The organism is Luteibacter sp. GL_149, assembly GCF_057834065.1.
Window position 1 is genome coordinate 561,493 of sequence record NZ_CM174395.1, and the last position, 13,598, is coordinate 575,090.

Below are 13,598 nucleotides of genomic sequence, written 5' to 3' on the forward strand. Positions count from 1 at the left end.
CGTATCGCTTGTCGTTCCCTTAGGCGCTCGCCGGAATTGCGCCCCCACTTCCCATCCCCCATCCCCGCTCTCAATCCCATCCCCGCTCTTGCTATGCTCAGCACCTGCACGGAGATCCCCATGAAACGCATCGCCCCCGTTCTCGCCGCCGCGCTTGCCATCGCCGCCACCTTGCCCGCCGCGGCGCAGGATTCCACGAAGAAGCCCGAGTACACGCCCGGTCTGCCGCCGCCGACACTGAACGACCCGGGTGTGAAAGCAGGCGAGAAGGACCGGTCCGGCGCCGCGGAAATCCCGCGTCCCGTGCCCTATGACAGCGCCGAAGCGGGTCAGACGACGCCCGCCACTACCGACGCGCAGCCGGCCCCCCGGTCGTCGACCGCGCTGCCCGAAATGCGCGACAACGGTGGCAGCAATGATCGCCGCGGCCAGCCGCCGCCGCAGGTCACCGTTCGCCAGCAGGGCGAAGATCGCGTTGAGGAATATCGTACGGGCGGTAAGCTGTTCATGGTGGTCGTTACGCCGAAGAACGGCGTGCCGCAGACCTATATGGCCGACCAGAGCGGCAAGCTGTACCACGACCCGAAAGACGGCCCGGTGAGTCCTGTTTATTACAAGGTTTACGAGTGGGGCGCGGCGCCGAAGCCGGCGGGGCAGTAGTTTCGATCTACTGCTCTGGCTCTCTGTGGGAGCGCGCCTGCGCGATTCCTGCGGAGCGTGATGCGGACGTGCTTCGTGACGATGTTCCGGGGCGAGCCTTTGGTGTTTTGCTCTGCAGGAGTCGCGCGCAGGCGCGCTCCCACAGAGAAACGGAGCGGGTGCAGCGACAGCGTCGTCAGCCGTCCAGCTCGGGGTAGTGCCGGAAGATGCCTGTTTCGTTGAACGGCACGCGGCGTTCCGACGCCAGGTATGCCGCCACGTTCGGCCTCGCTGCCACGCGCTTCGCCAATCCCCGCAGCAGCGGGATTTCCGGGCTGAGTTTCTTCATCGCTTTCGGGAACGCATAGTCCAGCCCGGCGAGTATCTGGAACAGCGACAGGTCGACGTACGAATGCTCGCGCAGCGGATAGTTGCCGCCGCCGCGTTCGACGGCCGTTTCGAAGTATCCGAGGAACTTCGGGATGCGGTTCTCGCGAAAATCCTTCGCCCGCCGTTTTGCTTCGGCTTTCTGATCCTCGTAGTACAGACCGGTCGCGACGGGATGGTGCGTGTCGTGCACTTCGGCGACCAGATCGGTGATTGTCAGTTCGAGCTGGTGCGCGTAGAGCCGCTTCGATTCGCTGGCGGGCACCAGCTCGTGACGCGGTCCCAGGTACTGCAGGATATTCGCCACCTGGGCGATGACGAGCCGTCCCGACGTCAGGAACGGCGGCGCAAAGGGCAGAGCGCCTTCATGGTCGCCGTTGAGCCAGGACATCATCGCGTCGTCGCCTTTCTCGCGAGCGACATCGATATACGGCGCGCCCGCGTCCTCCAGGCACAGCCTGACGAATTCCCCGCGACCCTGCAGGCCGGTCCAGTAGTAGAGCTCGTAACTCATGGAGTACTCCGGGCGGATGATTCGCCGATCCTGGAGGACAGGCTTTCAATCCCGCGTGACGATGTTCTGTGCGACATCCGCGAGCATGCGCCACACCGTATCGGCCGAAGGGCTCAGCGAGCGATGTCGACGACGGACCAGGGTGACTTCGCGCGAAACGACGGGCGTGATACGCCTTGCGACCAGGTCGTCGGTCAGCGCATCCAGCGAGAGTCCCGGCGTGACGGTGACGCCGAGCCCGGCGGCCACCATGCGAAAGGCGGTCTGCGCGTGGCCGACTTCGATGGCGACATTCGCGTCGATCTCTTTTTCGGCGAGTGCGTGGTCGATCAGTCGCCGGCTGCCGGACGCATGATCGAGCAACACCAGCGGCTGCCCCCGCAGCATCTTCCAGGACACGCTGGCGCGAGCGGCGAATGCGTGGCTGGCGGGACATACCAGCCAGAACGGATCGCGCAGGATGGTCTGCGTATCGAATTCCTCGCTCGTCGACGGCTCGATCGCCAGTCCGAAGTCGACCTCGCCGCCGCGGATCGCGTCGAGGACCTGGGTCTGGCTCTGATCGCGTAACAAGATGTCGATCTCGGTGTGTTCCGCTGCGCAACGGGCGATGCAGCGCGGCATGATGCTGGCCGACAGCGTGGGCACGGCAGCAATGCGTACGCGACCCCGCAGCGGATCGCCCTGCTGCCGGGCATGGGCAAGTACGGCATCCAGGTCGTCCAGCGTGCGGCTAAGCGCGTGTTCGAGATAGCGACCCGTTTCGGTGGGGACCACCTCGCGTGTCGTGCGATCGAACAGCCGGACGTCGAGTTCCGCTTCCAGATCCGCGATATGCCGGCTGATGGCGGGCTGGGTGAGATGAACGGCCTCGGCCGCACGCCGGAAATGCCGGTATCGCGCCACAGCAAGGAATGCACGAAGCTGGCGGAGAGTCACGTTCATTCGATAAATGTATCACCGGATCAGATAAAGCGATTTGTCTTATCAACGGTTCCGCGTTGCAATAGGGGTCTTCCCTTCCGGCCACGCCGCCATGTCTCTTCGCCGCTTCCTGCCCGATGGTTTCACCTGCGCGCTGATCGCGACGGTGCTGCTTGCCAGTATCCTCCCCTGCCGGGGTGTCGTGGCACAGGTCTTCGGCGTCGCGACCGACGTGGCTATCGGGCTGCTGTTCTTCCTGCATGGCGCAAAGCTGTCTCGCGAGGCGGTAGTCGCCGGCATGACGAACTGGCGGCTGCATGTCACGGTGCTGGCCAGTACCTTTGCCCTGTTTCCGTTGCTGGGTCTGGCGTTGAAACCGATTCTCTCGCCGCTGGTGACGCCGGAGCTTTACCTCGGCGTGCTGTTCCTGTGCACGCTGCCGTCCACGGTGCAGTCGTCGATCGCGTTCACGTCCATTGCGCGCGGCAACGTACCCGCGGCGATCTGTTCGGCATCGGCGTCGAGCCTGCTCGGCATCTTCATCACGCCGTTGCTCGTCGGTCTGGTCATCAGCAGTCACGGCGCCGGTGCGCCGATGTCATGGGAATCCGTCGGCAAGATCGTCATGCAGTTGCTGCTGCCATTCGTCGCCGGGCAGGTGGCGCAGCGCTGGATCGGTGCGTGGGTGGCGCGTCATCGCGACCTGGTGAATACCGTCGATCGCGGATCGATCCTGCTGGTCGTCTACACCGCCTTCAGTGCCGCGGTTTTGCAGGGCCTTTGGCACCAGATGCCGTTGCCGGTGCTGGCCGGACTGGCGGTGGTGAATATCGTCCTGCTAGCGGTCGCGCTGGCGATCACCCGGTACGGCGCGCGCGCGCTGGGTTTCGCGAAGGAAGACGAGATCACGATCGTCTTCTGCGGTTCGAAAAAGAGTCTTGCCGCCGGCGTGCCGATGGCGAACGTGCTGTTCGCGGGGCATCCGCTCGGCACGATCGTGCTTCCGATCATGCTGTTCCACCAGATCCAGCTAATGACCTGCGCGGTGTTGGCGCGGCGGTATGCGATGCGCTATGAGAAGCATGTAAAACCGGTACTCCAGCACGACGTGTAGGAGCCCGCAAGCGGGCTCCTACAACAACATCAGTGGCGGAAGTGACGGATGCCTGTGAACACCATGGCCATGTCGTTCTCGTCGGCGGCGGCGATGACTTCGTTGTCGCGCATCGAGCCGCCCGGTTGAATGACAGCGCGGATGCCCGCGGCCGCAGCGGCATCGATGCCGTCGCGGAACGGGAAGAATGCATCCGAGGCCATGGCGCTGCCCGGGACGACCAGCCCGGCTTCTTCGGCTTTCAGGCCGGCGATTTTCGCGCTTACCACGCGGCTCATCTGCCCGGCACCGATACCGACGGTGCGACCGTCCTTTGCATAGACGATGGCGTTGGATTTGACCATTTTCGCGACGCGCCAGGCAAACAGCAGGTCGTCGAGTTCGGTCGCCGTAGGCTGGCGCTTGCTGACGACCTTCAGTTCGTCGCGCGTGACTTCGCGATCGTCGGCGGTCTGGATCAGCAGGCCCGAGCCGACACGCTTAACGTCGTTCGAGTTGCGACCGTCGCCCGGCGGAATTTCGAGAACGCGGACATTCGCCTTCGCGGCGGCGGCTTCGACCGCGCCTGCCTCGACACTGGGCGCGATCAGCACTTCGACGAACTGGCGCTTCAGGATGACCTTGGCGGTATCGGCGTCGAGCGGACGATTAAACGCGATGATGCCGCCGAATGCGGACGTCGGGTCCGTCGCGTACGCGAGCTCATAAGCCGCCAGCGGATCGGCGGCGATGGCGACACCGCAGGGATTGGCGTGCTTGACGATGACGCACGCGGGCACGTCGAACTGGCGCACGCATTCCCATGCCGCGTCGGCATCGGCGATGTTGTTGTATGACAGCTCTTTGCCCTGCAGCTGGCGGAACGTGGCCAGCGTACCGGGCGCCGGATACAGGTCGCGGTAGAACGCGCCGGCCTGATGCGGGTTTTCGCCGTAGCGCAGATCCATCATCTTCACGAAGCGGCCGTTGCTTTGCTCGGGGAAGGTCGCGTGGCTGGCGACTTCCGTATGCGTCTCATTGAGCGTGAGGCCCGACAGATAGTCGCTGATCGCCGCATCGTAGTTCGATACGCGGTTGAACGCGGCGACGGAAAGCCGGAAGCGCGTGGCGCGCGACAGTCCGCCCTTCGTTTCGATTTCGCCAAGCGCGGCATCGTACTGGGCCGGGTCGGTCAGTACGCCGACGTCGTTCCAGTTCTTGGCGGCGGCGCGCAGCATCGCCGGACCGCCGATGTCGATGTTCTCGATGGCGTCGTCGAGCGAGGCTTTGCCGTCGGCGACGGTGCGCTCGAACGGATAGAGATTCAGGATCAGCAGGTCGATGGGCTGGATGCCGTGCTCGGCCATGACGGCGTCGTCGATACCGCGACGTCCGAGAAGACCGCCGTGCACCAGCGGATGTAGCGTCTTGACGCGGCCGTCCATGATCTCGGGGAAGCCGGTAAGGTCGCCGACATCGCGAACGATCACGCCAGCATCGCGCAGGGCGCGCGCGGAACCGCCGGTCGAGAGGATGTCGATGCCACGGGCGGCAAGGCGACGACCCAGTTCGATCAGGCCTTGCTTATCGGAAACGCTGACGAGCGCGCGGCGGACGGGGACGAGATCGGGCGAGGGCATGGCGGCTTCCGGGGAGGAAAGCTTGCCATTATAGCCGCCCGGACGGCTGAGCCGGGCGCTGGACGATGCTCAGACCAGGCCGTGGGCCGCGAGCTTCTTGCGCAACGTGGCGCGATTGATGCCCAGTGCCGCGGCGGCGCGGCTCTGGTTGCCTTCGTGGAACGCGAGTACTTCACGCAGCAGCGGACCTTCCACTTCGCGGATGACCAGGGCATGCAGACCTTCGGAGCATTCGGTATCGCCAATGTCGGCCAGGTAACGACGGACCGTACGGCTGACACATTCGCTGAGTGCACTTTGCATCGAGGTCTCGTTCGCGGCCTCGTTGGCAGGCAGTCTGACAGCGTTCAAGGCAATCCCCCTCGTCACAACGAAGCGACGGGCGCTCCGGGGCTGGTTATCGGTATGGTCGCGGCGATGCGGCACGGACGCTGGCGCGTCGGTCTTTCGGCTCGCGAAGGGATCGAGTGTACCCGTCCCCGTCGTCGAATTTAAGGCTTGCGAAATAAAAAAATTGCAGCTTCATTCAAAAGCGAACTCGAAAGCGACCGCCTTCTGGCCCGGGTCTTGCACTTCGAACACCATCGCCGAGGTCACGCCGGCAGCCAGCCCGCGCGCACGCGCCGCTGGATCGCCCACGTAGTCTCCAGGCTGGAAGCGACGCATCGCCAACCGTTTGCCGTCGACGTCGGCGAGTGTGATCGTTACGGTGGGATAGGGTTGCGCGAAAGCGGCATCGTTTCGCACGCTGGCCGTGATCAGCAGGCCGTCGGGCACCGAAGGATGCGCTTCCACGTCGCGCGCCAGCAATCGCAGGCGGTGCGTGTCGCTGACCAGCGGCAGCTCGCAGCCCAGCATGTCGCAGCTCCATTGCAGCCACGGCCCGAATGTGGGGTCGGCGATCAGTGTGTCGCGCTTGGCCCAGGCAAGCTGGCCGCCGAGACCGACGAGCAGGACGATGCATACCATGACCCAGGCGATGGCATGCCATGAGCGTCGGCGGCGTTTGGCGAAACGCGGAGTGAATATCAGGTGCGAGAAGTCCTCGCTGGATGTTTCATCTTCCCTTGCGTCGATTCCGTTTTCCGCAGCGGGCTGCTCCTCGGGGGCAGGCGCAGCCTTTGGCCGGAAGACGGCGATGTCCAGCAGCGGTGGGTCCTTGTCGAGATCGTGCACCGGGAGATGGGTGAACGGTTCGGGCGGGAGCTGCTCTGCCAGCGTGCCAAGCGCGTTGAAAACGCCATCGCAATGGCTGCAACGGACGCATCCGCACGCGGGCACGAGAAGCGCCGCGTCCAGCTTGTATACGGTGAGACACTCGGGACACTGGGTGTACATGCCCCGATTGTAGCCCGAGGTGACGGGATGTCCGGCTGCGCCGTGCGGACAGGGTCGGTAGAATCTCCGGATCGGCCGGCCCGCTCAGCGACCGGCCCCCACGCAACGGACACGTCATGCCCTGGCTCGAACTTTCCCTAACCGTCCGCCTCGCGGAGCAGCCGCGCGTCGAATCCGCACTCGAAGACCTCGGTGCGCTGTCCGTCACATTGCAGGATGCCAACGCGGAGACGCCGGACGAGGAGGCGATTTTCGAGCCCGGCGTCGGCGAGCTTCCGCTGTGGAACACGATTGTGCTGAATGCGCTGTTCGAGGCGGATACGGATCGCCGCGGTCTTACCGAAGCGTTGGCGGACCTGCTGCCCTGGATCGAACCCGCGCAACTGGAATACCGCGATGTCGAGGACCAGGACTGGGAGCGTGTCTGGATGGATCGCTTCAAGCCGATGTCGTTCGGTCGCCGGCTCTGGGTCTATCCGTCGAATATCGATCCGCCGGCGGACGATGCCGAAGCCGTCGTGGTGCGTCTGGATCCCGGCCTGGCATTCGGCACGGGGACGCATCCGACGACGGATATGTGCCTGCAATGGCTGGACGGTCAGGATCTGGTGGACAAGACGGTACTCGACTTCGGCTGTGGCTCGGGCATTCTCGCCATAGCCGCGCTGAAACTGGGTGCCGCGCACGCCGTCGGCATCGACAACGATCCGCAGGCGGTGATCGCCTCGCGCGACAATGCCGGGCGCAATGGCGTCGAGGGGCATCTGGACGTCTATATGCCGGGCGAGGCGCCGAAGGATCTGGCCGACGTGCTGGTCGCCAATATTCTTGCCGGTCCGCTGGGCGAGCTGGCACCAACCTTCGCCGCGGCGGTGAAGCCGGGCGCGCCGTTCGCGCTGTCGGGCATTCTGATGGGCCAGCACGAGGAATTGCTGACGCGTTATGCCGAATGGTTCGGCGACCTGGAAGTCGCGACGCTGGAAGACTGGGTGAGAATCAGCGGCGTGCGTCTGTAACGATTTTTGCTTTCCGTGGGAGCGCGCAGGCGCGCTCCCACGGAAAGCCAGGGGTCTGTCTTAGCTACCGCCCAGCGCCGCCTGTTCCTTCTGCTCGGCCATGCGCTTCTCCAGATAGTGGATGTTCTGTCCACCCAGCTGGAAGCCGACATCGGCCATGATCCGCTGCTGTAGCGGGATATTGCACTTCACGCCTTCGATTACCGTCTCGGTCAGCGCCATGCGCATGCGCGCGATGGCGGTGGCGCGGTCGGGACCGTGCACGATCAGCTTGCCGATCATCGAATCGTAGTTCGGTGGAATGCGATAGCCATCGTACAGATGCGTGTCGACGCGCACGCCCGGACCGCCCGGTGCCTCGAAACGCTTCACCGTGCCGGGGCTCGGCATGAACGTATCGGGGTCTTCGGCGTTGATGCGGCACTCGATCGCATGACCGTTGAGGACGATGTCCTCCTGGCGGATCGAGAGCTTCTCGCCACCGGCGATCAGCAACTGCTCGCGAACGAGATCGATACCGGTGACCAGTTCGGTCACGGGATGTTCGACCTGGATGCGCGTGTTCATTTCGATGAAGTAGAAATGCCCGTTCTCGTACAGGAACTCGAATGTGCCGGCGCCTCGATAGCCGATGCGCAGGCATGCGTCGACGCAGACCTTGCCGATCTGGGCGCGCTGCTCGGGTGTGATGCCCGGTGCCGGCGCTTCCTCGACGACTTTCTGGTGGCGGCGCTGCATGGAGCAGTCGCGTTCGCCCAGATGGATCGCGTTGCCCTGACCGTCGGCCAGCACCTGGATTTCCACGTGACGCGGATTTTCCAGGAACTTCTCCATGTACACCTGATCGTTGCTGAAAGCCGCCTTGGCTTCCTGCTTGGTCATGGTGATGGCATTGGCGAGGTGGGCCTCGGTGCGGACGACGCGCATGCCGCGACCGCCGCCGCCGCCCGCGGCCTTGATGATGACGGGATAGCCGATCTCACGGGCGATACGGATGTTTTCATCCGTATTGTCGCCCAGCGGACCGCCGGAACCGGGGACGCAGGGGACGCCCGCCGCTTTCATTGCCTTGATCGCCTCGACCTTATCGCCCATCAGGCGAATGACGTCGGCGGTCGGGCCGATGAAGATGAAGCCGGACTGCTCCACCTGTTCGGCGAAGTTGGCGTTCTCGGACAGGAAGCCGTATCCCGGGTGGATGGCGCCGGCGTCGGTGATCTCCGCCGCCGCGATGATCGCGGGAATGTTGAGGTAGCTCTCGGCCGAGGGGCCCGGGCCGATGCATACCGATTCATCGGCGAGGCCGACGTGTTTGAGGTTGCGGTCTACCGTGGAGTGCACCGCGACCGTCTTGATGCCCAGCGCGGCGCAGGCGCGCAGGACCCGCAGCGCGATTTCGCCGCGGTTGGCGATGACGACCTTCTCGAGCATGGGCACGGCCTCAGGCGATTACGAACATGGGTTCGTCGAATTCCACCGGCTGACCGTTCTCGACGAGGACGGCAACGACGGTGCCGGAGACATCGGCTTCGATCTGGTTGAACATTTTCATCGCTTCGATGATGCCAATCGTTTCGCCGGCCTGAACCTGCTTGCCAACGACGGCGAACGCCGGAGCGCCCGGCGTGGACGACGCGTAGAACGTGCCGACCATCGGCGCCTTCACGACATGACCGGCCGGCAGCGCGTTGGCGACTTCGGCAACGGGCGCGGCGGCCACCGGGGCGGCAACGGGCGCGGCCACGGGTGCCGCGATCATCTGAGGTGCCGCGACGGCGGCGGTGCCTTTGGGCACGCGGGACAGGCGAACGACTTCCTCGCCTTCCTTGATTTCGAGCTCGGCGAGATTCGATTCCTCGAGCAGGTCGATCAGCTTCTTGATCTTGCGCAGGTCCATGGGACAAACCTTCTATGGCTGTGGTCAGGCGCGCGGTGGCGCGCCGAGGGTAGGGGTGTCTTGATGAAGCGGAGTCAGGCGGTCGCCGGTGCGGCCAGGCGCGACAGTGCGGCTTCGAGCGCCAGCCGGTAGCTGTCGCCACCGAAGCCGGAAATCACGCCGATCGCGATGTCCGACAGGTAGGACTTATGACGGAAGGGTTCGCGTGCATGCGGATTGGACAGGTGGATCTCGATGAACGGGATCGCCACGCCGGCCAGCGCGTCGCGGATGGCGACGCTGGTGTGGGTGAAGGCGGCGGGGTTGATCAGGACGATCGCCGTCCCTTCGTCCCGCGCCTGGTGGATGCGGGCGATCAGTTCGTGTTCGGCGTTGGACTGGAACCAGCTGAGGTCGTGACCGGCTGCCTGGGCGCGCGCGGACAGCGACGCATTGATGTCGGACAGGGTCTCGCGACCATAAACGTCCGGCTCGCGGACGCCCAGAAGATTGAGGTTCGGTCCATGAAGGACGAGGATCTTTGCCACGGTTACCTCAGGCCAGGGTCCGGGTTACCCGGAACGCGGCGCAGTGTGCGCCTAGCCCATCCCGTTGTCCAGTTCGGCGCAGTTCGCCGCAGTTCGCTGGAGATGGGCGAATTCCAGACGGCGGCGTATGGTAAGCAGACCCCTCGACCTCCTGCACACAAAGCGGCGCGGAGGCGTCTTAGCGCGACATCAGCTCATCCCAGCCCGGCTTCCCCAGCTTTATCAGCGTGTCCATGTTCTTCTCGAAGATCGACGCCGCATCGGGGAAGGCGGCTACCGCCCGGTCGATGCTGTCTTCGCGCAGGAGGTGCAGGGTCGGATAGGGCGAGCGATTGCTGAAGTTGGTGATGTCGTCGGGCAGGGTGTCGGCGAACTGGTAATCGGGGTGGAAGCTGGCGACCTGGATTTCGCCCTCCAGATCGAGATCCGTCACGGCGGCATCCGCGACTTCGAGGAATTCGTTGTAATCGAGGAAGTCCGTCAGTACGTGCGGATGGATGAGCAGGGTCGTATCGGTCTCGTTCGGCTCGGCATCGCGCAGGTATTCCAGTTCGGCCTGCAGATCTTCAAGCAGCGCCTCGGGCGTGGTTGCCTGGCTGACGACATAGCGGACCTGTCCCTTCTGGTGCACGGCCTTGGCGAACGGGCACAGGTTCAGGCCGATCACGGCACGTTCCAGCCATTGGCGGGTGGCGGCGATGACGGTGTCGTTGGTCATGGGATATCCGGAAGCGTCGAAGGAGGCAGCTTATTGTAGGCAGGAGCCCGCAAGCGGGCTCCACACACAAGCGAGCGCTCGCTAGGGGTCGGATCCCAGCCAATCGTCCAGCTCGTCTTCGCCGAGCGCCCCGAGCTTGCTCTTCAGAATGCGTCCGTCTGGCCCGATCAGCACGCTGTACGGCAGCAGCCGCCGGGTATTGCCCATCGAAAGCGACGCACCGGGTGCATCGCTTGCCGCCAGCACGATCGGGTAGTCGACCGGGCGTTGGGCAAGGTAGGTGCGCACATCGTCCGCGGTGTCCTCGGCGACGCCGACGACCACGAGGTTCTGCCCCGCATATTTTTTCTGCGCCGCGTTCAGCAGCGGCATTTCCTTCCGGCACGGTGCGCACCAGCTCGCCCAGAAGTTCAGCAGGACGCGCTTCCCTTTCCAGTCGGCCAGACGATGCGAATGGCCGTCGACATCGACGTAGGAGGCATCGGGTCGCATGTCGCCGATGCCGGCCACGATCACACCGGCAGGCGGCGGGGGAGGTGCTGTGCGCCGGTGTTCGATATAGAAACCCGCGACGGCTGCCACGACAGACAGCGACACGATCCAGAACGTGGGTCCGCGTGCCACGTCAGTGTGCCGCCGCTTCGAGTGCCGTTTCGACCTTGTCGTAAGTCAGTACGGTAGAAAGCTTGCGCCCTTCGCCACCGCCCTTCGGATAGACGACGTAGAGCGGCACACCGACGGAGTGATACTGCTCGAGGAAGGCGGCGATGGGCGCATTGACGTCGGTCCAGTCGCCCTTCATGTACACCGTGCCCGTACGTTTCAGCAGCGCACGGAAGGCATCGGTATCGAGCACCGCCTTTTCGTTGGCTTTGCAGGTGATGCACCAGTCGGCCGTCATGTCGACAAGAACGGGGACGCCGCTCTTGCGCAGTTCGGCGAGCTTCTCTGGCGAATACGGCACTTCGTCGCCTGCGATGGCCGCCATCGGAGCGGCCGGCAGGCGGTACAGGTAATACAGCTGGCTGGCGACGCCCAGCGCGAGAAGCGCGACGAACACGCGCGACCACGTGGCACGGCCACGGCTGCGTTCGAACCACCACAGCGCCGCGGACAGCATCACCGCACCGACAAGAACCAGGCCGACGGCATCGGCGCCACGCTGCTTGGCCAGCACCCACAGCAACCACACGGCGGTGAGGTACATCGGGAAAGCGAGCGCCTGCTTCAGTGTTTCCATCCAGCGGCCCGGACGCGGCAGCAGGCGGGCCACGGCGGGAACGAAGCCGATGACGAGGAATGGCAGGGCGAGCCCGAGGCCCAGTACGAGGAAGATGAGCAAGGCGACCGCCATCGGTGCCGCGAAGGCGTAGGCAATCGCCGAGCCCATGAAGGGTGCCGTGCAGGGACTGGCGACGACGACCGCGAGGACGCCGGTGAAGAAATCGCCCGATCGTCCCGAGCGCGACGCAAGGCCGCTGCCGACATTGCCGAGCGACGAGCCGAAGTTAACCACGCCGGACAGCGACAGCCCGACGGCCAGCATGACATAGACGAGCACCGCGACCAGTACGGGCTGCTGGAACTGGGCGCCCCAGTTAGCGGCATGGCCCGCGGCCCGGATACCGACCACGGCAAGGCCGACGGCGGCGAACGAAACCAGTACGCCCGCCGTGTAATACAAGGCGTGGCGACGCGCCTCGACCGGACTTTCTCCGCTTTCGAGGACCGTGATCGCCTTCAGCGACAGCACGGGCAGGACGCAGGGCATCAGGTTGAGGATGAGGCCACCCAGCAGGGCGAGGCCCAGTGCAGCGGCGATACCGACGCTGCCTTCCGCGGCAGCGCCCGGAGGCGGCGGCGTGGGCGCGACGTCGTCGGTGGCGGCGGACGCTGCCGCGGGAGTGACGATGCTTGCCGTGCCAGCATCCAGATCGAACGTCACCTGCCGGGTCATCACCGGATAGCAGATGCCGTTCTCCAGGCAGCCCTGGTAACCCACGTCCAGCGTGAACGTTTTCGCGTTGCCGGCGCCGATCAGCGGGACCGGCAATTCGACCTGATCGAAGTACACGATCGTGTCGCCGAAATGTTCGTCGTGATGGGCAACGCCGCTCGGCCAGTCCGGTTCGCCGAGCGAAACGCCCGATGCACCGGATACGGTAAGCGTGGTCTTGTCGCGATAAAGGTAATAGTCCTTCGGCATCGTCCAGCGAAGCAGAAGACCGCTGCGGCCTTTCGCGATCGCTTCGAAGCGGAAGGCCCGATCGGCTGGCAATGCCTGTGCGTCGGTACCCGGCAGCGCCGCGGGCGTGCCCAGGAGCGATGCGCCCGAAGGGCTGGCGGCCGGTGCGGACGGCGCCGCAGGTGTCGCGGGGGCAGCGCCGAGCGTCAGGCTCAGATGTTCGGTGTTGGGCGGATAGCAGATCTTCGGATCGACTTCATGGCAGCCCTGATACTGCACGGACAGTTTCAGGGTCTTCGCGGCCGGATCGGTCAGCGTGTACGGCACCGTGGCTTCGACGTCGCCGTGATAGATCTCCACGTCGCCGAGGTATTCGTCGTGTTTTTTGATTCCGTCGGGCAGCGCCGGCTCACCCAGCGTTGCCGCGCCGGCTTCTTCCGCCTTGATCCTGATCCGCCCGCGATAGAGGTAATAGTCGGGGGCGATCTTCCAGTGCAGTTTCACCACGCCGGGCTGGCTGGCGTCCGGCGTGAGGTGGAAGGCCTGGGTGACGGGCAGCAGGTCGTCGTCGTTCTGCGCGAGCGCCGGGAAGGCGAGCGCGATCAGCGACAGTGCGGCCAGCTTTCTGGCCAGGCGAAAAAATTGCGACATCACGGCTCCACGGTCGGTGCGCGATTCTGGGTCGCGCGAAGTGCATCGGTGATTATGACCGGTGCGGTG

14 protein-coding genes are annotated in these 13,598 nt (G+C 64.8%); 3 read left to right on the forward strand and 11 right to left on the reverse strand.

What is annotated here, in order from left to right:
* Positions 1-120: 120 nt before the first annotated feature.
* A complete protein-coding gene (locus AC3IR3_RS02555) occupies positions 121-660 on the forward strand; it encodes a DUF2782 domain-containing protein (protein WP_489195472.1) in 540 nt (179 codons plus the stop codon).
* Positions 661-835: 175 nt separating this feature from the next.
* Here the strand turns inward: AC3IR3_RS02555 and AC3IR3_RS02560 are convergent, their stop codons facing one another.
* On the reverse strand, positions 836-1,540 hold the full coding sequence (locus tag AC3IR3_RS02560; RefSeq protein ID WP_489195473.1) for a glutathione S-transferase: 705 nt from the start codon (positions 1,538-1,540) through the stop codon (positions 836-838).
* Positions 1,541-1,585: 45 nt separating this feature from the next.
* On the reverse strand, positions 1,586-2,485 hold the full coding sequence (locus AC3IR3_RS02565) for a LysR family transcriptional regulator (RefSeq protein ID WP_489195474.1): 900 nt from the start codon (positions 2,483-2,485) through the stop codon (positions 1,586-1,588).
* A gap of 91 nt (positions 2,486-2,576) precedes the next feature.
* On the opposite strand from AC3IR3_RS02565, the gene AC3IR3_RS02570 reads away from it, so the two are divergent.
* Positions 2,577-3,578 (forward strand): bile acid:sodium symporter family protein, encoded by a 1,002-nt coding sequence (locus AC3IR3_RS02570; RefSeq protein WP_489195475.1) that lies wholly within the window; start codon positions 2,577-2,579, stop codon positions 3,576-3,578.
* A gap of 29 nt (positions 3,579-3,607) precedes the next feature.
* Here AC3IR3_RS02570 and purH read toward each other — a convergent pair whose 3' ends face one another.
* From purH to AC3IR3_RS02585, 3 genes are all read right to left on the reverse strand, one after another.
* On the reverse strand, positions 3,608-5,197 hold the full coding sequence (gene purH, locus AC3IR3_RS02575) for a bifunctional phosphoribosylaminoimidazolecarboxamide formyltransferase/IMP cyclohydrolase (RefSeq protein ID WP_489195476.1): 1,590 nt from the start codon (positions 5,195-5,197) through the stop codon (positions 3,608-3,610).
* Between the two features lie 69 nt (positions 5,198-5,266).
* Positions 5,267-5,548, reverse strand: a complete 282-nt coding sequence (locus AC3IR3_RS02580) for a helix-turn-helix domain-containing protein (RefSeq protein WP_428993083.1) — start codon at positions 5,546-5,548, stop codon at positions 5,267-5,269.
* A 171-nt stretch (positions 5,549-5,719) separates the two neighbouring features.
* Positions 5,720-6,535 carry a zinc-ribbon and DUF3426 domain-containing protein gene (locus tag AC3IR3_RS02585; protein ID WP_489195477.1) on the reverse strand — a complete coding sequence of 272 codons (816 nt, stop codon included), beginning with the start codon at positions 6,533-6,535 and terminating at the stop codon, positions 5,720-5,722.
* 116 nt (positions 6,536-6,651) lie between these two features.
* Here AC3IR3_RS02585 and prmA point away from each other — a divergent pair, with 116 nt between their 5' ends.
* Positions 6,652-7,551: a 50S ribosomal protein L11 methyltransferase gene (gene prmA, locus AC3IR3_RS02590; protein ID WP_489195478.1), complete on the forward strand. Its 900-nt coding sequence runs from the start codon at positions 6,652-6,654 to the stop codon at positions 7,549-7,551.
* Between the two features lie 60 nt (positions 7,552-7,611).
* Here prmA and accC read toward each other — a convergent pair whose 3' ends face one another.
* The 6 genes from accC to AC3IR3_RS02620 all read right to left on the reverse strand — a co-directional run bounded on the left by accC (position 7,612) and on the right by AC3IR3_RS02620 (position 13,529).
* Positions 7,612-8,982 (reverse strand): acetyl-CoA carboxylase biotin carboxylase subunit, encoded by a 1,371-nt coding sequence (accC, locus tag AC3IR3_RS02595; protein WP_132142263.1) that lies wholly within the window; start codon positions 8,980-8,982, stop codon positions 7,612-7,614.
* A 10-nt stretch (positions 8,983-8,992) separates the two neighbouring features.
* Positions 8,993-9,448, reverse strand: coding sequence for an acetyl-CoA carboxylase biotin carboxyl carrier protein (gene accB / locus AC3IR3_RS02600; protein ID WP_489195479.1), 456 nt, complete (start codon positions 9,446-9,448; stop codon positions 8,993-8,995).
* 74 nt (positions 9,449-9,522) lie between these two features.
* The gene (aroQ, locus tag AC3IR3_RS02605) at positions 9,523-9,975 is read right to left on the reverse strand and encodes a type II 3-dehydroquinate dehydratase (protein ID WP_489195480.1); all 453 of its coding nucleotides are present in this window, start codon (positions 9,973-9,975) and stop codon (positions 9,523-9,525) included.
* Positions 9,976-10,153: 178 nt separating this feature from the next.
* The gene (locus tag AC3IR3_RS02610; RefSeq protein ID WP_132142260.1) at positions 10,154-10,693 is read right to left on the reverse strand and encodes a DUF1415 domain-containing protein; all 540 of its coding nucleotides are present in this window, start codon (positions 10,691-10,693) and stop codon (positions 10,154-10,156) included.
* A gap of 81 nt (positions 10,694-10,774) precedes the next feature.
* Positions 10,775-11,317, reverse strand: coding sequence for a TlpA family protein disulfide reductase (locus AC3IR3_RS02615; protein WP_489195481.1), 543 nt, complete (start codon positions 11,315-11,317; stop codon positions 10,775-10,777).
* A gap of 1 nt (position 11,318) precedes the next feature.
* On the reverse strand, positions 11,319-13,529 hold the full coding sequence (locus AC3IR3_RS02620) for a protein-disulfide reductase DsbD family protein (protein ID WP_489195482.1): 2,211 nt from the start codon (positions 13,527-13,529) through the stop codon (positions 11,319-11,321).
* Positions 13,530-13,598 lie beyond the last annotated feature (69 nt).

Bases quoted from the DNA above. Each gene is read 5' to 3' on its own strand.
- AC3IR3_RS02555 (WP_489195472.1), top strand. From the start codon at position 121: ATGAAACGCATCGCCCCCGTTCTCGCCGCCGCGCTTGCCATCGCCGCC.
- AC3IR3_RS02560 (WP_489195473.1), bottom strand. From the start codon at position 1,540: ATGAGTTACGAGCTCTACTACTGGACCGGCCTGCAGGGTCGCGGGGAA.
- AC3IR3_RS02565 (WP_489195474.1), bottom strand. From the start codon at position 2,485: ATGAACGTGACTCTCCGCCAGCTTCGTGCATTCCTTGCTGTGGCGCGA.
- AC3IR3_RS02570 (WP_489195475.1), top strand. From the start codon at position 2,577: ATGTCTCTTCGCCGCTTCCTGCCCGATGGTTTCACCTGCGCGCTGATC.
- purH (WP_489195476.1), bottom strand. From the start codon at position 5,197: ATGCCCTCGCCCGATCTCGTCCCCGTCCGCCGCGCGCTCGTCAGCGTT.
- AC3IR3_RS02585 (WP_489195477.1), bottom strand. From the start codon at position 6,535: ATGTACACCCAGTGTCCCGAGTGTCTCACCGTATACAAGCTGGACGCG.
- prmA (WP_489195478.1), top strand. From the start codon at position 6,652: ATGCCCTGGCTCGAACTTTCCCTAACCGTCCGCCTCGCGGAGCAGCCG.
- accC (WP_132142263.1), bottom strand. From the start codon at position 8,982: ATGCTCGAGAAGGTCGTCATCGCCAACCGCGGCGAAATCGCGCTGCGG.
- accB (WP_489195479.1), bottom strand. From the start codon at position 9,448: ATGGACCTGCGCAAGATCAAGAAGCTGATCGACCTGCTCGAGGAATCG.
- AC3IR3_RS02610 (WP_132142260.1), bottom strand. From the start codon at position 10,693: ATGACCAACGACACCGTCATCGCCGCCACCCGCCAATGGCTGGAACGT.
- AC3IR3_RS02620 (WP_489195482.1), bottom strand. From the start codon at position 13,529: ATGTCGCAATTTTTTCGCCTGGCCAGAAAGCTGGCCGCACTGTCGCTG.